Below are 16,443 nucleotides of genomic sequence, written 5' to 3' on the forward strand. Positions count from 1 at the left end.
GGGTCAGTTTTCGGTCAGCGGCAACAGACGAGGCGCACCTGCTATTCAACGATACGCCTAAAGCGTTACAGGACCGTCTGGTACAGGTTGTGCGCCTGATCCGCTCCAAGGGTGTAGGGGTGTACTTCGTTACGCAGTCGCCCTCCGACCTGCCCGACGAAATCCTGGCTCAGCTGGGCTTGCGGATACAGCATGGCCTGCGTGCCTATACGGTGCGCGAGCAGAAGGCGCTGCGCGCGGTCGCCGATGGGTTCCGCTCCAATCCGGCATTTACTTCGCTCGACGTATTGGTCGACCTGGGCATAGGCGAGGCCTTGCTTGGCGGGCTCGAGGATAACGGCACGCCTGCCATGGTGCAGCGGGTTGCGATCGCACCGCCGCAATCTCGCGTGGGCCCCTTGAGCGACCAGGAGCGTCAGGCGGTGGTTACGGCCTCGCCGCTTCGCGCGCAGTACGACAAGGCGGTTGATCGCGAGTCGGCGTACGAGATCCTCATGGCGCGTGCAAGCCAGGCCTCGAACGAAGAAACCCGGGTGCGAAATGTACAGTCCAGTGCCACTGGCGATGCGCTGGGTGATCTGGCGGGACGTGTGCTCAAAAGCGCCGTGCAACAAGCGGCCAATCAGCTCGGACGTCAGTTGGTGCGCGGTCTGATGGGGTCGTTGTTAGGAAAGAAGCGCTAGCTCGGTCGGGGGTGACGGGATCACTGCGCGACTGATCTGGCATGACAGCGACTACAGCGTTTCGGATTCGGGCGTCGGTGGCGCCAGCTCCTTTTCTATCTTTTGGAGTTCTTGCTGAAACACCTGCTCTTGCACGGTGGGTTTCTTGCGCCAGGGTTTGCGTTCCGGTTCGGGCTGCGCGGCGTACGTCGTGATTTCACCGCCATAGATGGCTTGGAAACGGGTGGCCTGTCGTTCGAGTTCGGCACGAAGTTCTTCTTTTGTCACGCGATGAGTGATCCTTTGGTGCGGATTGAAGTTGTCGGAACCATTTGCTGCTGACGTTGAACGGCAGCGTGCTCCGTACCGGTTATGTATGGGATGAGGTGCGTTATTGCAAGTCTTCTCGATCCATTATGATCTGAGTTAGGAGTTGCAGACCGTCGACAATGCAAAGCGCATATAAGGGTTTGGCTACTAATAGCGCAAGTCATATCAGTTTATGGACGCGATAGCGTGCGCCTTGTTGCCTGCGTGACTTTCGATTGCCCAAAAAAAACGCGCCGAATTCAGCGCGTTTCTTTTTAGGTGGAATAACAGTCAGCGAGCGGCGTGCTTTTCACCCTCCGGTGCCCGTCCGTAAACGTCGTCCAGCCGTTCGATGTCGTCTTCGCCCAGGTAGCTACCGGATTGAACTTCGATGATTTCCAGCGGAATCTTGCCCGGGTTGGCGAGACGGTGGATGGAAGTGACCGGAATGTAGGTCGACTGGTTCTCGGTCAGCAGGAAGGTCTTGTCATTGCAAGTAACTTGCGCGGTGCCGGAGACAACGATCCAGTGCTCGGCACGGTGGTGGTGCATCTGCAATGAAAGCTGCGCGCCGGGGTTCACACAGATGCGCTTGACCTGGAACCGGCCGCCCATGTCTACAGAGTCATACCAGCCCCAGGGGCGATAGACCGCGCAGTGGTTCTGCGTTTCGGAGCGCTTCATGCTGTCGAGCTTGTTGACCAGCTTCTTGACGTCCTGGACCTTGTCCTTGTGCGCGATCATGGTGGCGTCTTTGGTTTCGACGACAACGATGTTGTCCAGGCCCACCACAGTGACCAGTTTGCCGTTGCCGTGGACCAGGCAGTTGCGGCTGTCCTCGACGATGACGTCGCCGCGGGTCACGTTGCCATTTTCGTCCTTTTCCAGGACGTCCCAGAGCGAGGACCAGGAGCCCACGTCGCTCCAGCCGGCCGACATCGGAACGACGCAGGCCAGTTCGGTCTTTTCCATCACCGCGTAATCGATGGAGTTGTCTGGGCAGCAGGCAAAGGTGGCCGGGTCGATCAGGACTTCCTGGCCGTTCTTGGCGCTGCGCTCCAGGGCTACCCAGCAGGTGTCGTAGATATCAGGGTCATGCTTTTTCAGTTCATCCAGGAAGACGCTGGCGCGGAATAGGAACATGCCGCTGTTCCAATAGTAATCGCCAGAATTGACGTACTCCTGCGCACGCGCCTCGTCCGGCTTCTCGACGAACTGCGTGACGCGATTGACGCCCTCCGGCAGCCCGTTACGCCCTTCATGGTCACACTTGATATAGCCGTATCCGGTTTCCGGACTGGTGGCCGGGATACCGAACAGCACCATGCCACCGTTCTCAGCCGCGTTGGTCGCCAAGGCCAGCGAACGCTGGAAGGCCTTGTGGTCTTCGATGACGTGGTCGGCCGGCAGTACCAGTAGCAGCTCGTCTCGGCCGTCGGCCAGCAACTTCATCGCTGCCATGGCAATGGCAGGCGCCGTGTTACGGCCGAAGGGTTCGAGCATCAAGCCCTGGGTCTCGAGCTTACGAGCGGCCAGTTGCTCCTTGACGATGAACCGGTGTTCTTTATTGCAGACCAGCAGCGGCGGCTGCATGCCGTCGAAGGCAAGGCGCTCTATCGTCTGTTGGAAGAGGGTCTGCTCGGCGGTGAGTGCAAGGAACTGCTTGGGAAAGGCCTTGCGCGAAAGAGGCCAGAGCCGCGAGCCGCTACCGCCTGAAAGAATGACCGGAATCATGTCGTATCTCCTGAATCGTTGAGAAGGGTGAGTTCTTCTGTCCATTACAGCGCCCTGTCGGAGGGCCACCGGATGCTTCTTGGTCGGGCCTTCAGGTGCCGCGTGCCATCGATCCGCGTCTCCCTGAACGGAAAACGCCTTCGGGGCGAACTGCTTGCTCCGAGCCTGAATGTCTGGATGCCACACGCCGCTTCGCCATGGTTGGCAGAGCGCCGTCGAGACGAATGGCGCGGCCAGGCTTAGTCGCTGCGTATGTGGCGCTGCCACACCCCTGGGCCATCGTTGTTTGGGTTGATGTTTTGCTGTGTTCGATTCGGGTGGCCAGCGACCGTTCTACCCGGACTGGATGGCTGTCTGGCCGATGCTTCCGATCCCTAGGCATGCTCATGAGCGACGTCCCTTTGCGTTCGCAATTGTCGGTACGCGCTTATGAACCCGGAGGCGGCGGGATAGTTCCCCGAAGAACTACCGCTGATCGGCAAGATTTATCGAGGCGTTAACCGGGTCACCTGCAGCGGCGCACGCCTGAAACAGAGCGTTCGGCGACCTCGGCAGCAAAGGGCGGCATGTGCTGTCCGCGCCGGGGGGCGCGGACGGATTCGGGGCTCAGGCTGGCGTGTCGCGCAGGAACACCAGGTGATCTTCGCGGGACTGCTCGGAGCTGTATCGATAGCCGCCGTAATCGAAAGCGAGCAGTTGTTCCGGGCGTTCGATGCGTTGCTTGATGACGTAGCGAGCCATCAGCCCGCGTGCCTTCTTCGCATAGAAGGAAATGATCTTGTACTGGCCGTTCTTCAGGTCCTTGAAGTCCACATCAATGACTCGTGCCGACAGCGCGCTGCGTTTGACTGCGCCGAAATACTCGTTCGAGGCCAGATTCAGCAGAACGTCGTCACCCTGTTCACGCAGGGCCTGGTTGAGCCAGCCACTGATACGTTCGCCCCAGAACGCATAAAGGTCTTTGCCGCGACTATTGGCCAGCTTGGTACCCATCTCGAGGCGGTAGGGCTGCATCAGATCCAGCGGGCGCAGCAGCCCATATAGGCCGGAAAGCATGCGCAGGTGCCGTTGTGCGTAATCGAAGTCCTGTTCCGAAAAGTCGGTGGCATTGAGTCCGGTGTACACGTCGCCCTTGAATGCCAACAGTGCCGGCTTGGCGTTCGCTGGCGTGAAGGACGGGGTCCAGCTGCCGTAGCGGGCTACGTTCAGCGCGGCGAGTTTGTCGGACAGGTGCATCAGCTCGCCGATCTGTACGGGCGACAGGGTGCGAAGCTGTTCGATGAGCACTTGCGCGTCGTCGAGATGTTCCGGTTGGGTAAAGCGTTGGGTGGTAGGGGGCGTGTCGTAATCCAGGGTCTTGGCCGGCGAAATCACCATCAGCATGCGTCGGTCTCCTTGCAAGAGCGGTGATTCTAGGCGTTATGGCTGATGCCGCTCCAGCTATAGCCTCGATTGATCCAGAGGTTGACCTGCGCCCCCGGTCATGGCGCAAGCTTGTGGCAACTGGACGGAGCGATTATGACTGACTGCGATCATTCAAACTGGCATCCCTCGCACCACTATCGACCGCTGGAGCACAGGGCGGAGCGTCGAACCTGGGCGGTGGTCACGCTGACCGGGTTGACGATGGTGGCCGAGATAGTCGCCGGCTACCTGTTCAATTCGATGGCGCTGCTCGCCGATGGATGGCACATGGCCTCTCATATGGTGGCTATCGGCCTGGCAGCGTTCGCTTATGCGCTGGCGCGTCGCTACGCCGGCGACAGACGCTTCGCCTTCGGAACCTGGAAGATCGAAGTGCTCGCCGGTTTTGCCAGCGCCGTGCTGCTCGTGCTGGTGGCGTTGGTGATGATTGGCGAATCTCTTTCGCGACTGTGGTCGCCGGCGTCGATCGGGTTCGACGAGGCCTTATGGGTGGCTGTGCTCGGCTTGCTCGTCAATCTGGCGTCTGCCTGGCTACTCCAGGATCAGCATGAACACGCGCATGGTCATGAACATGCTCATCACGATCACGATCACGATCACGATCATGCACATCCTTCATCCGAGGGGCGCGACCTCAACCGCCATGCCGCCTTCGTGCATGTTCTGACGGATGCCCTGACGTCCGTGGCGGCCATCATTGCCTTGCTTGGGGGCAAATACCTCGGATGGGGATGGCTGGATCCGCTGATGGGCATCATCGGGGCGGTAGTGATTCTGTTCTGGGCGAAGGGCCTGTTGCGTGATACCGCCAAGGCGCTACTCGATCGGGAAATGGACGATCCGCTGGTGGAGCGGGTCAGACGACAGCTAGAAGCCGTCCCCGATACCGAGGTGACCGATCTTCATCTGTGGCGAGTGGGGCGCGCGCAGTACAGCTGCGTTCTGAGCGTGGTGACCCATCAGCCGCACGCGCCGGACCACTACAAGGCAGCGTTGGCGAGCTTCAGCGAGCTGGTGCATGTCACGGCGGAGGTGAATCGGTGCGACCAAAGCGCACGGGTCGATTCATCAGCCTAGTCGGCTGATGGGCCGTCGCCAAGGCCTGTTCGTCGTGCTGTAAAAAAAATCTCATCTGCGTGAAAAAGACTTTTTCCTGTCATCTGTTTTGCGGTATTACCGAATCAAGACCGCCGAAACCTGCATCACAGGTGGCGGCCTCTGGGTGGCCCCAAGCCCCTGCCACTCAAGTCCGCTCATCTTGGCGCATGGCGGTTTCTCTTCGGCGGAGCGCATACGGCTCTCCGTCGTCAGGCTCCGAAAAGGTGATCGCGTATGGATGATTACGGCAGACCCCGCGCTACCCAGCCCACCCTCTATGTTCTCGATACGAACGTCCTGATCCACGACCCCAACGCGTTACTGAACTTCCAGGAGCATCAAGTCGCCATCCCGATGACGGTGCTTGAGGAGCTTGACCAGCTCAAGGCGGGCAAACATTCGGTGGCTGCCGAGTGCCGCCAGGCCATTCGCCTGATCGACAAGGTGTTAGGCAATGCCACGCCGGAGGAAGTCGAGCTCGGCGTGCCAATCCAGCGGGAGAAGAACGGGTCTTGCGGCAGTCTGTCGATCCTGATGAGCAAGGGGGCCGATTCCAGCGCGTTGCCTGAAGACCTCAACGACAACAAGATCATCAACCAGGTCGTCGAGCTTCAGCGACGCAGCGGCGATGTGCCGGTGGTGCTGGTCACCAACGACATCAACATGCGGCTGAAAGCCCGCGCCTGCGGCGTGGCCGCCGAGGATTACCAGACCGACAAATTGGTCGATGACGTTGGCCAGCTGTCGCGCGGTTACCACAGTCTGACCGGCTCTTTCTGGGATCGTGTGAGCAAGGTCGACACGCACCAGGGCCATGGCCGCACCTGGCACCGGGTCCAGTTGATCGACAACCTGCCGGCCGTGCACGTCAATGAGTTCATCCTCGACGAACAGGGTTTCGTCGGCTGGATCAAGGGCATCAAGGCGGACGAACTGTTGCTGCTCGACATGCATCGGGAGCCGCTCATGCACCAGGAAGCCTGGGGGCTGCGGCCGCGCGACATCCATCAGGCGCTCGCCTTGTTCGCCTTGCTCGATCCGGATATCCATCTGGTCAACCTGTCGGGTGCGGCGGGCTCCGGCAAGACGATCCTGGCCCTGGCCGCCGCCATTGAGCAGACGGTGGTCAGCAAGCGTTACCGCCGCATCATAGCGACGCGCAGCGTGCAGGGCCTCGACGAGGACATCGGCTTTCTGCCCGGCACCGAGGCCGAGAAGATGGAGCCCTGGCTCGGGGCGATCACCGACAATCTCGAGGCGCTGCACATGGATGACGAGAGCACCCACGGCAGTGTCGACTACATCCTTCAGAAGGTACCGCTGCAGTTCAAATCGCTGAACTACATCCGCGGTCGCAGCTTCCAGCAGAGTCTGATCCTGATCGATGAATGCCAGAACCTGACGCCGCATCAAATGAAGACCATCATCACCCGTGCCGGCAACGGCTCGAAGGTGGTCTGCCTTGGCAACCTGGCGCAGATCGACACGCCTTACCTCTCGGCGACCAGTTCGGGCCTGACCTACCTGACCGAGCGATTCAAGGATTTTCCGCACGGTATGCACATTACCCTGCAGGGCGTGCCTCGCTCCGTGCTCGCCGAATACGCCGAGGCACACATGTAGCCGACGCGTTCCCCATCTGGAGGCCTGGAACCTGGAGCGGCGGTCGGTCGGCTTCCAGCTTCCAGCTGGGTTAACATCGCTCCTTCGATTTTCAAGGAGCCTTCCATGCTCACTCATCTCGATTCTCAGGGGCGCGCCAACATGGTCGACGTCACCGCCAAGGCCGTTACGGCCCGCGAGGCGGTGGCCGAGGCCAGGGTTCGCATGCGGCCGGAAACGCTGCAGATGATCCAGGACGGTGGCCATCCCAAGGGCGATGTCTTCGCGGTTGCCCGTATCGCCGGCATCCAGGCTGCGAAGAAGACCCACGACCTGATCCCGCTTTGCCATCCGCTGCTGCTGACCAGCATCAAGCTGGACCTGCAGGCCGAAGGCACTGACTGCGTGCGGATCGAGGCACGCTGCAAGCTGGCCGGGCAGACCGGCGTCGAGATGGAAGCGCTGACCGCTGCGAGCATTGCCGCGCTGACGATCTACGACATGTGCAAGGCGGTCGACAAGGGCATGGTGATCGAGGCGGTTCGTCTGCTGGAAAAGGTGGGCGGCAAGAGCGGACATTGGCAGGTGCAGGCATGATCTCGGTTCAATTCTTCGCCCGGTATCGGGAAGCGCTCGGCCGCGATGGCGAGGCGCTGGAGTGGAGCCCCACCCTGCGTTGCCTCGACGACGTGCGAAAGCTCTTGCTGGCCCGCGGTGGCGAATGGTCGGTGTTGGCCGAGCAGAACCTGATGTGCGCACGCAACCAGGAGCTTTGCGACCTGCAGGAACCCTTGGCCGACGGCGACGAAGTCGCCTTCTTTCCAACCGTGACCGGAGGCTGAGCATGAGTGTGCGCATCCAGCATGAGCCGTTCGATCCCGGGGCAGAGCTCAATGCCTTGCACGCCGCCAACCTGGGCATCGGCGCAGTCGCCGGATTCGTTGGCTATGTGCGGGATTTCAACGACGGCGAGGACGTCGCCGGAATGTTTCTCGAGCATGCCCCGGGCATGACAGAGAAGGCATTGCAGAAGATCATCGACGAAGCCCGCGAACGCTGGCCTCTACTCCGGCTCGATATCCTGCACCGTGTCGGGCCGCTCGAGCCGGGCGAGCCGATCGTCTTCGTCGGGGCGGCGAGTGCGCACCGCGAGGCGGCGTTCGACGGCTGCCGCTTCGTCATGGATTATCTGAAGACGCGCGCACCCTTCTGGAAAAAGGAGCAAACGCCGTCCGGCCCACGCTGGGTCGAAGGGCGCAGCAGTGACCAGGACGCCGCGCAAAAATGGAGGCGCTGATCAGCCGAAGGTGATCTGCAGCTTGTAGAGCAAGGTGGACAGCATCGACATGATGCCGAGTGCGAGCAGGGCGACGCCCCAGTTTCGCTCACGGAAGTTGAAGCCCGTTCCCATCAACACGAAGCTGGTAACGATCAGCAGCAACATCAGGTGGGTGGTGTTCATAAGCCGACCTCCTGCCATTGGGTCCTGATTTCACTCTAGGCGCTTTTCCCGGCAGGGGCGTGATCTAGGTCAGTGACGGGCTGGGAGCAGGCAAAAAAAAAGCGAAGCCATCGCTTCGCTTTTTTCGTGCCGATCAGCGGCGCGGAGGCACTGGCGCCAGCAGTTCTGCGGGTGGCATCTCACAGCTGATCTTGCGACCAAGCAGGGCTTCGATTGCTGGCAGCGCGAAGGCGTCGTCCTCTCCGGCGAAACTGATTGACGTACCGCTTGCGCCTGCGCGGCCGGTACGACCGATACGGTGGACGTAATCGTCCGGCACTTCCGGCAATGTGAAGTTGATGACGTGGCTGATGCCATCGACGTGAATGCCGCGACCTGCGACATCGGTGGCGACCATGACGCGGATCTTGCCTTCGCGGAAGCCTTCAAGGGCGCGGATGCGCTTGTGCTGTGGAACATCGCCGGACATCTGGACGGCGCTGATGCCGTCGCGGGTCAAGCGTTCCTCGATGCGGCGCACTTCATCCTTGCGGTTGGCAAAGACCATCACCCGCGTCCAGTCGTTACGGGTAATAAGGTTGTAGAGCAGTTTGTATTTGTCACTGCCCGCCACCGCATACACATGTTGCTCGACGGTGTCGCTGGCGACATGTTCGGCTTCGATCTCGACGATGGCCGGGTCGGTGGTCCACTGCTTGGCCAGGTTCATTACGTCTTCCGTGAAGGTCGCGGAGAACAGCAGCGTCTGGCGTTCGCTTTTTGGCGGGGTCTGGCGAATGATCTGGCGAACCTGGGGGATGAAGCCCATGTCGAGCATGCGGTCGGCTTCGTCGAGCACCAGTACTTCGACCATGTCCAGGTGCACTTCGCCGCGCTGGTGGAAGTCCAGCAGGCGGCCCGGTGTTGCAACCAGAATGTCGCAGTAGCGCGACTCAAGTCCCTTGAGCTGCTTGTCGAAGTCCATGCCGCCGACGAAGCTCATGACGTTGAGCCCAGTGTATTTGGTCAGGTCTTGCGCGTCCTTGGCGATCTGCACGACGAGTTCGCGGGTCGGCGCAATGATCAGCGCGCGGGGCTCACCCATGTAGCGGTCACTGGGTGGTGGTGTCTGCAGCAGCTGGGTGATGGTCGAGATGAGGAACGCTGCGGTCTTGCCGGTACCGGTCTGCGCCCGGCCGATGGCGTCGCGACCCTTCAGGGTAAAGCCCAGTACCTGCGCCTGGATCGGCGTGCAGTAGGGAAACCCCAGGTCGTGAATGGCATGCATCAGCTCTGGAGCCAGCTTGAAGTCGTGAAACCGCGTCTTGCCCTCAGCGGGCTCGACCACGAAATCATCAAGCGTCCATGCCGGGGCGCTTGGTGGGACGGGTTTTCGGCTCTTCTGTCGGCGCGGCTTGGCCGTCGCGGAGGGTTGCGCTGCAATCGGGGTGGCAGTTACCGGGGAATCGGTTGTTTCCTGGGCTGACGTGTCATCGATTGGCTGGTCAGGCTGATCAGCCGACTTGCCTTTGCCAAACATGTTCTTGAGTGCTTTGAGCACGGTCATCTCATCTGTGTCGGTCAAAAGTTCCGTTCGCCAGTGTAATGCAATAAGCAGATGTGGCGAAGCGTTGCCGGTGGGGTAGGGAACGGGCTCGCCGGATCAGCCACAGACGCGGTTGCGCCCGCTCGCCTTGGCTCGGTAGAGCGCGTTGTCAGCGATTTGTATCAGATTCTCAAGGCTATCGGCAGGCTGCATGGGGGCGACGCCGATCGAGACGGTCACACCCGGCAGCATGCCGATGGGCGACTGGAAACTTCTGATTTGCTCAAGGCTCGAGCGCAGGCGCTCGCCGACGTTGCGAGCGTCCTCGATGCTCATCTCCGGTAGCAGGATCACGAATTCCTCGCCGCCATAGCGCACCAGGCTGTCGGCGGCGCGCAGCTGCCGACCAAGGGTGTCGACCACGAGGCAGAGCGCATGATCGCCCGCAAGGTGACCATGCTTGTCGTTGTATTCCTTGAAATTGTCGACGTCGAGCATGAGCACCGACAGTGGCTTGTCGTTGAAGGCGCAGCGGGTACTTTCGCGGCTGTAGATGTGTTCCAGCCAGCGCCGGTTGAACGAGCCGGTCAAGGTGTCGACGTTGGCGTTCTGCTCGCTGTTGATGATCAGCCGGTCGCTCAGGCGTACACGCTGGCAGAGTAGCTGCGCCAGGTTCTGCATCAGTTGTGGTGACCGCGTCAGTAACTGGATCGAGCGCCGGTGCAGGCGCAGCAGGGTGGTGGGCTCGACGGCCACGACATAGGCCGAGGGTGGCAGATTGTCCATGAAGCTGATCTCGCCGGCGCAATCACCCGCTTCGATTGCCCTGACCTGTTGTCCGTCGAGGGAATCGAGGTGAACGCCTAGCTGCCCGTTCAGCACCAGATAAAGGTGGTGGTTGTGCTCCAGCGGGGTCAGCAACACTTCATGTGCGTCGGCCTGGCACGGCTCGAACACCTCCTGCAGCAATCGCAGGCAAGGCTCGTCGACTCCGTCCAGCAGGCGTATGCGCTTGAGGTGTCCAAGCTCGACCCGCCACGGTGCAAGCTTCATGACCCTGCACTCGATTTGGGTGACATCCTCATGACCGTCGACTCGCTCCGTTATTCTTGGCGGTTACAGCTGGCTTGCACAGTTATGCAGTCTGTTCGCCTTCAATGATGCAAGCGTAGCTGTTCTCGCCCGCGCCGGCAGGCGCGCACCATCACATTTCGTGTCGAACCGGCAGTCTCCGTCACTCAGGCGAGTCGTAACGCGAGCCAGTCGCCAATGTCGCGGATCTCCTCGGGCACGACTTCGTGGCCCATCGGGTAGTCCTTCCACTCGGCCTGGACCTGGTTGGCTACCAGGCAATCATAGGCGGCTCGCCCCATGGCACTCGGCACCACATCATCGCGCGAACCATGCAGGCTGAGCACGGGCAGGCTGACCTGGAGCTTCGACAGTTGAAGGTCGGGCACGAACGTCGGTGCGTAGGTCGATAGCGCGACGAGCCCGCCGAGCGGGCCGGCCCAGCGCAGGAACGCGGTGTGGTAGACGACCGCGCCGCCTTGGGAGAAGCCGGCCAGGATGATGCGCTTCGGGTCGATGCCGGCATCGCGCTGCGACTCGATCAGGCCGATGACCGTCTGTGCCGACTGTTCGAGCTGGTCCTGATCGATCGCTCGTGCCGGGCTCATCGCCAGGATGTCGTACCAGCTCGGCATGGCCCAACCGCCGTTAATGGTTACCGCGCGGGTCGGTGCCTGTGGCAGAACGAAACGGGTTCGTGACAAACGCTGCTGCAAGAGTTCGGCAACCGGGAGGAAATCGTAACGGTCCGCACCCAGACCGTGCAGCCAGATGACGCATGAGTCGGCTGTGTCGGCCGGTTCGATGATCAAGGGATCGCTCATTTGGGGCTCCGTATAGACGGCGCGCTCCATCGTGGGGCGCGCGTGATAGCAAGTGCGCAAGGCAGACGCGAGATTACCTGCGCCTGGCCTGGGTATGAAGCGCTCAGCTGTATCTACCGTCAGGGTCGATCAATGTGGTACGCCGCTTGCTTCATTCGGTTCACCCGGCGCGTCGATGGTTTCGGCAAGCCCGCATGCCAGCGTGTCGGGAAAGTTGCCGATAACCAATCGGCGGCTAGACTCAGGGCTGGCGCTTCCGCCGCTCCGCTCGATCCTCGTCGACGGGCAGCCTGTGATCCAGGTGGAAGGCCAGACCCAGCAGAATAAAAGCAAACTGGAGGTTTCGATGATAAGGGTTAAATCCACACTGGCTGTGCTTGGTGCCGCGACCATTCTGGGCACCAGCGGCCTGGCACAAGCGGGGGCGACTCTGGACGCGGTCAAGAGCAAGGGGTTTGTGCAGTGCGGTGTCAGTGATGGCCTTCCCGGCTTCTCCTACACCGATGCCGAGGGGGAATACAAAGGCATCGATGTGGATGTTTGCCGTGCGGTGGCGGCGGCGGTATTCGGCGATGCCGAGAAGGTCAAGTACAGTCCGCTGACGGCTAAGGAGCGGTTCACCGCCCTGCAGTCCGGTGAAGTGGACATGCTGTCTCGAAACACCACCTGGACCAGCTCGCGCGATGCGGCGATGGGTCTGAATTTCACCGGCGTCACCTACTACGACGGCCAGGGCTTCCTGGTGAACAAGTCGCTTGGCGTATCCAGCGCCAAGGAGCTCGACGGCGCCACGGTCTGTATCCAGGCGGGTACCACCACCGAGCTGAACCTTTCCGACTATTTCCGAGCGAACAGCCTCAAGTACACGCCCATCACCTATGACACGTCGGACGAAAGCGCCAAGTCGCTGGAGTCCGGGCGTTGTGACGTGCTCACCTCCGACCAGTCCCAGCTGTATGCACAGCGCATCAAGCTGGCCAAGCCGGACGACTACGTCGTGCTGCCCGAGGTCATTTCCAAGGAGCCGCTCGGCCCGGCCGTACGCCAGGGCGATGAAGAATGGTTCGATATCGTGCGTTGGTCGCTGCTGGCGATGATCAACGCCGAGGAGCTGGGTGTGACTGCATCGAACGTCGAGGAAACGGCCAAGACGACCAAGAATCCTGACGTGGCTCGCTTGCTGGGCGCCGAAGGCGAGTACGGCAAGGATCTGAAACTGCCGAAGGACTGGGCGGTGCAGATCGTCAAGCAGGTCGGCAACTACGGCGAAGTGTTCGAGCGCAACATTGGCTCTGGCAGCGAGTTGAAGATCGATCGGGGTCTGAACGCGCTCTGGACCAATGGCGGTCTGCAGTACGCGCCTCCGGTGCGTTGACCGAGCGGGCCGGCCGTTGCGGTCGGCCCTGTTTCAAGGATGAGCCTTGCCGGTGCCTGTGCACCGGCAATGCCGTATGAGGTTTCTTGATGCGAACCATCGCCAAAACGGGGGTAGCGCGCGGCTCGCTACTCTCGGATCCGCAGGCGCGTGCCTGGTTCTTCCAGGTCATCGCCGTTATTACAGTCGTAGCCATCGGCTGGTTTCTGTTCAACAACACCCAGACCAACCTTGCCAACCGAGGCATCAATTCAGGCTTCGGTTTTCTCAATAATGCCGCCGGCTTCGGCATTCCCCAACATCTAATCGACTACCAGGAAAGCGACTCCTATGGGCGCGTGTTCTGGGTCGGGCTGCTCAACACGCTGCTGGTGAGCGTCATCGGGATCATCCTGGCGACCATCATTGGCTTCATTCTGGGTGTGGCCAGGCTCTCGCCGAACTGGCTGATTCGGCAGATCGCTACTGTCTATATCGAGATCTTCCGCAACATCCCGCCGTTGCTGCAGATATTCTTCGTGTACTTCGCGGTGCTCAGCCCGCTGCCCGGTCCGCGGCAGAGCCTGAGCCTGTGGGACATGGTGTTCATCAACAACCGTGGTGTGCAGATGCCCGCACCCAGTGCAGGCGAGGGCTTCTGGTCGTTCTGGATCGCGTTGTTCGTCGCGCTGGTGGCAATCGTCGCGCTGAACCGCTGGGCGCGTGCCCGTCGTCATGCCACGGGTGAGGCCTTTCCTGTTCTCTGGGCCAGTCTGGCGTTGTTCGTCGCGATCCCCGGAGCGAGCTCGCTGCTTTTTGGTGCGCCTTTTCTATGGGAAATCCCCGAGTTGCAGCGATTCAACATTCGCGGCGGCTGGGTGGTCATCCCGGAGCTGGTCTCCATCGTGCTGGCCTTGTCGATCTACACCGCGGCATTCATCGGTGAAACCGTGCGTGCCGGTATCCAGTCGGTCAGCCACGGCCAGACCGAGGCAGCCGCTTCGCTGGGGTTGCGCCCCGGGCGCGTGCTGCGTCTGGTGATCATTCCGCAGGCGCTGCGGGTGATCATCCCGCCGCTGACGAGCCAATACCTGAATCTGGCGAAGAATTCGTCGCTGGCCGCCGCGATCGGCTATCCGGACATGGTGTCGCTGTTTGCCGGCACCGTGCTCAACCAGACAGGGCAGGCCATCGAGACCATGGCCATCACCATGAGCGTGTACCTGGCGATCAGCATCAGCATTTCGCTGTTGATGAACTGGTACAACAAGCGCATTGCGCTGATCGAGCGGTAAGGACGAGCGCATGACTACTCATACTTTCAAACCTGATCTGCCGGCTCCCTCGGTCAACCTGGGGGCGCTGGGCTGGATGCGTGCGAATCTGTTCTCCAGCTGGCTCAACACGCTGCTCACATTGCTGGGGCTGTACCTGATCTGGCTGGTCGTTCCACCCGTGATCGAGTGGGCGATCATCAAGGCCGACTGGACCGGTACCACGCGTGCCGACTGCACCCGCGAAGGCGCATGCTGGGTGTTCGTGCAGACGCGCTTCAGCCAGTTCATGTATGGCTACTACCCGCCGGAACTGCGTTGGCGCGTGGATGCGACTGCCTGGCTTGCCATCATCGGTGCGGCGCCCCTGTTCCTTCGTCAGATGCCGCACAAGGCGCGCTACGGCATCGCATTCCTGCTGCTTTATCCGTTGTTGGCCTACTGGCTGTTGCACGGCGGCTTTCTCGGGCTGGAAACAGTATCGACGAGCCGCTGGGGCGGGTTGATGCTGACCATCGTCATCGCCGCTGTCGGCATTGCCGGCGCCTTGCCGTTGGGCATCCTGCTGGCGCTTGGGCGACGCTCTAATCTGCCGGCGATTCGCGTGCTGTGCGTGACCTTCATCGAGTTCTGGCGGGGCGTGCCGCTGATCACGGTGCTGTTCATGTCGTCGGTGATGCTGCCGCTGTTCCTGCCCGAAGGCATGAACCTCGACAAGCTGATGCGGGCCATGGTGATGGTGGTGTTTTTCGAAGCCGCCTACATCGCCGAAGTGGTACGCGGCGGTTTGCAGGCGATCCCCAAGGGACAATACGAGGCCGCTGCGGCGATGGGGCTGGGCTACTGGCGCAGCATGGTTCTGGTGATCCTGCCGCAAGCCCTGAAGATGGTTATCCCGGGCATCGTCAACACCTTTATCGCCCTGTTCAAGGACACCAGCCTGGTGATCATCATCGGCCTGTTCGACTTTCTCAACAGCATCAAGCGCGCAACCTCGGACCCTGCCTGGCTGGGCATGTCGACCGAGGGCTACGTCTTCGCGGCGCTGGTCTACTGGATTTTCTGTTTTGGCATGTCGCGCTATTCCATGCACCTGGAACGCAAGCTCGACACTGGCCACCGGCACTAGGAGCCACTCATGAACAATATGTCTTCCAATCCGCAGCAACCGGCACAGGCCCCTGAGGCCATCATCCAGATGCAGGGGGTGCACAAGTGGTACGGCCAGTTCCACGTGCTCAAGGACATCAATCTGAACGTTACCCAGGGCGAGCGCATCGTCCTATGCGGCCCGTCGGGGTCGGGCAAGTCGACGACGATTCGCTGCCTCAACCGGCTGGAGGAACACCAGCAGGGGCGCATCGTTATTCACGGCGTGGAACTGACCAACGACCTCAAGCAGATCGAGGCGATCCGTAGCGAGGTTGGCATGGTGTTTCAGCACTTCAATCTCTTTCCGCACCTCACGGTGTTGCAGAACTGCACGCTGGCACCCATGTGGGTACGCAAGATGCCTCGTCGCCAGGCCGAGGAAATCGCCATGCATTATCTGGAGCGCGTGCGCATCCCGGAACAGGCCGACAAGTACCCGGGCCAGCTGTCTGGCGGGCAGCAGCAGCGGGTCGCGATCGCTCGCGCACTGTGCATGAAACCAAAGATCATGTTGTTCGACGAACCGACGTCGGCGCTGGATCCGGAAATGGTCAAGGAGGTGCTGGACACCATGGTCGGCCTGGCGGAAAGCGGCATGACCATGCTTTGCGTGACGCACGAGATGGGTTTCGCACGTACCGTGGCCGACCGAGTAATCTTCATGGACAAGGGTGAGATCGTCGAGCAGGCCGATCCGGAGGTCTTCTTCACCAATCCGAGCAACGAGCGCACCAAGCTGTTCCTCAGTCAGATTCTGCACTGAAAGCAGGCTGGCTGGGCTTCGAGCTGGGAGCGGTGGCGCTTTCGCAGGTGCCGGGTAACTGGCGCTTGCGGAACCTTGGGAGCAATCTCAGGGCCGCGGTTTTGGCGATGGCATCGCTTCTCCGATGTGGCGCCACTCATCTACGCTTCCGGCTTCGGCTCCCTTAGCCTCGGACGCCGTCATGGGCT

General features: G+C 61.1%; 17 protein-coding genes. 10 read left to right on the top strand and 7 right to left on the bottom strand.

The genetic code is table 11. The annotated features are described in order from the left end of the window. Nucleotides 1-683, top strand: a 683-nt coding sequence (locus MST27_RS16025; protein WP_243606949.1) for a helicase HerA-like domain-containing protein, incomplete at its 5' end; no start/stop codon positions are given. A 51-nt stretch (nucleotides 684-734) separates the two neighbouring features. Here the strand turns inward: MST27_RS16025 and MST27_RS16030 are convergent. The 3 genes from MST27_RS16030 to yaaA form a co-directional block, all read right to left on the bottom strand. Next, complete coding sequence (locus MST27_RS16030) at nucleotides 735-950, bottom strand: hypothetical protein (protein WP_243606950.1); 216 nt, start codon at nucleotides 948-950, stop codon at nucleotides 735-737. Between the two features lie 312 nt (nucleotides 951-1,262). Beyond that, on the bottom strand, nucleotides 1,263-2,705 hold the full coding sequence (locus MST27_RS16035; protein ID WP_243606951.1) for a mannose-1-phosphate guanylyltransferase/mannose-6-phosphate isomerase: 1,443 nt from the start codon (nucleotides 2,703-2,705) through the stop codon (nucleotides 1,263-1,265). Nucleotides 2,706-3,311: 606 nt separating this feature from the next. Beyond that, nucleotides 3,312-4,088 carry a peroxide stress protein YaaA gene (gene yaaA, locus MST27_RS16040; protein WP_243606952.1) on the bottom strand — a complete coding sequence of 259 codons (777 nt, stop codon included), beginning with the start codon at nucleotides 4,086-4,088 and terminating at the stop codon, nucleotides 3,312-3,314. A gap of 135 nt (nucleotides 4,089-4,223) precedes the next feature. Between yaaA and dmeF the strand changes: the two genes are divergently transcribed. The 5 genes from dmeF (at nucleotide 4,224) to moaE (ending at nucleotide 8,127) form a co-directional block, all read left to right on the top strand. Then, on the top strand, nucleotides 4,224-5,207 hold the full coding sequence (gene dmeF, locus MST27_RS16045; RefSeq protein ID WP_243606953.1) for a CDF family Co(II)/Ni(II) efflux transporter DmeF: 984 nt from the start codon (nucleotides 4,224-4,226) through the stop codon (nucleotides 5,205-5,207). A 255-nt stretch (nucleotides 5,208-5,462) separates the two neighbouring features. After that, nucleotides 5,463-6,851, top strand: coding sequence for a PhoH family protein (locus MST27_RS16050; RefSeq protein WP_243606954.1), 1,389 nt, complete (start codon nucleotides 5,463-5,465; stop codon nucleotides 6,849-6,851). Nucleotides 6,852-6,956: 105 nt separating this feature from the next. Further along, nucleotides 6,957-7,427, top strand: coding sequence for a cyclic pyranopterin monophosphate synthase MoaC (gene moaC, locus MST27_RS16055; RefSeq protein WP_243606955.1), 471 nt, complete (start codon nucleotides 6,957-6,959; stop codon nucleotides 7,425-7,427). After that, nucleotides 7,424-7,672 carry a MoaD/ThiS family protein gene (locus tag MST27_RS16060; RefSeq protein ID WP_243606956.1) on the top strand — a complete coding sequence of 83 codons (249 nt, stop codon included), beginning with the start codon at nucleotides 7,424-7,426 and terminating at the stop codon, nucleotides 7,670-7,672. The genes moaC and MST27_RS16060 overlap by 4 nt, the downstream gene beginning before the upstream one ends. Before the next feature lie 2 nt (nucleotides 7,673-7,674). Next, a complete protein-coding gene (gene moaE, locus MST27_RS16065; protein ID WP_243606957.1) occupies nucleotides 7,675-8,127 on the top strand; it encodes a molybdopterin synthase catalytic subunit MoaE in 453 nt (150 codons plus the stop codon). On the opposite strand, the gene MST27_RS16070 is transcribed toward moaE, so the two are convergent. From MST27_RS16070 to MST27_RS16085, 4 genes are all read right to left on the bottom strand, one after another. Further along, nucleotides 8,128-8,292, bottom strand: coding sequence for a hypothetical protein (locus MST27_RS16070; RefSeq protein WP_243606958.1), 165 nt, complete (start codon nucleotides 8,290-8,292; stop codon nucleotides 8,128-8,130). A gap of 133 nt (nucleotides 8,293-8,425) precedes the next feature. Then, a complete protein-coding gene (gene rhlB / locus MST27_RS16075; RefSeq protein ID WP_243606959.1) occupies nucleotides 8,426-9,832 on the bottom strand; it encodes an ATP-dependent RNA helicase RhlB in 1,407 nt (468 codons plus the stop codon). Nucleotides 9,833-9,934: 102 nt separating this feature from the next. Next, nucleotides 9,935-10,870, bottom strand: coding sequence for a GGDEF domain-containing protein (locus tag MST27_RS16080; protein WP_243606960.1), 936 nt, complete (start codon nucleotides 10,868-10,870; stop codon nucleotides 9,935-9,937). 185 nt (nucleotides 10,871-11,055) lie between these two features. Next, complete coding sequence (locus MST27_RS16085) at nucleotides 11,056-11,712, bottom strand: alpha/beta hydrolase (protein ID WP_243606961.1); 657 nt, start codon at nucleotides 11,710-11,712, stop codon at nucleotides 11,056-11,058. A gap of 346 nt (nucleotides 11,713-12,058) precedes the next feature. Between MST27_RS16085 and MST27_RS16090 the strand changes: the two genes are divergently transcribed. From MST27_RS16090 to MST27_RS16105, 4 genes are all read left to right on the top strand, one after another. Beyond that, nucleotides 12,059-13,087 carry an amino acid ABC transporter substrate-binding protein gene (locus MST27_RS16090; RefSeq protein WP_243606962.1) on the top strand — a complete coding sequence of 343 codons (1,029 nt, stop codon included), beginning with the start codon at nucleotides 12,059-12,061 and terminating at the stop codon, nucleotides 13,085-13,087. A gap of 89 nt (nucleotides 13,088-13,176) precedes the next feature. Further along, the gene (locus MST27_RS16095) at nucleotides 13,177-14,361 is read left to right on the top strand and encodes an amino acid ABC transporter permease (RefSeq protein WP_243606963.1); all 1,185 of its coding nucleotides are present in this window, start codon (nucleotides 13,177-13,179) and stop codon (nucleotides 14,359-14,361) included. Nucleotides 14,362-14,371: 10 nt separating this feature from the next. Continuing rightward, nucleotides 14,372-15,469, top strand: coding sequence for an amino acid ABC transporter permease (locus MST27_RS16100; protein ID WP_243606964.1), 1,098 nt, complete (start codon nucleotides 14,372-14,374; stop codon nucleotides 15,467-15,469). An 18-nt stretch (nucleotides 15,470-15,487) separates the two neighbouring features. Then, nucleotides 15,488-16,255 (top strand): amino acid ABC transporter ATP-binding protein, encoded by a 768-nt coding sequence (locus MST27_RS16105; protein WP_243607192.1) that lies wholly within the window; start codon nucleotides 15,488-15,490, stop codon nucleotides 16,253-16,255. The last annotated feature ends 188 nt before the right edge of the window (nucleotides 16,256-16,443 follow it).

The organism is Stutzerimonas marianensis (assembly GCF_022810315.1).
GTDB classification, from domain to species: Bacteria; Pseudomonadota; Gammaproteobacteria; order Pseudomonadales; family Pseudomonadaceae; genus Stutzerimonas; species Stutzerimonas marianensis.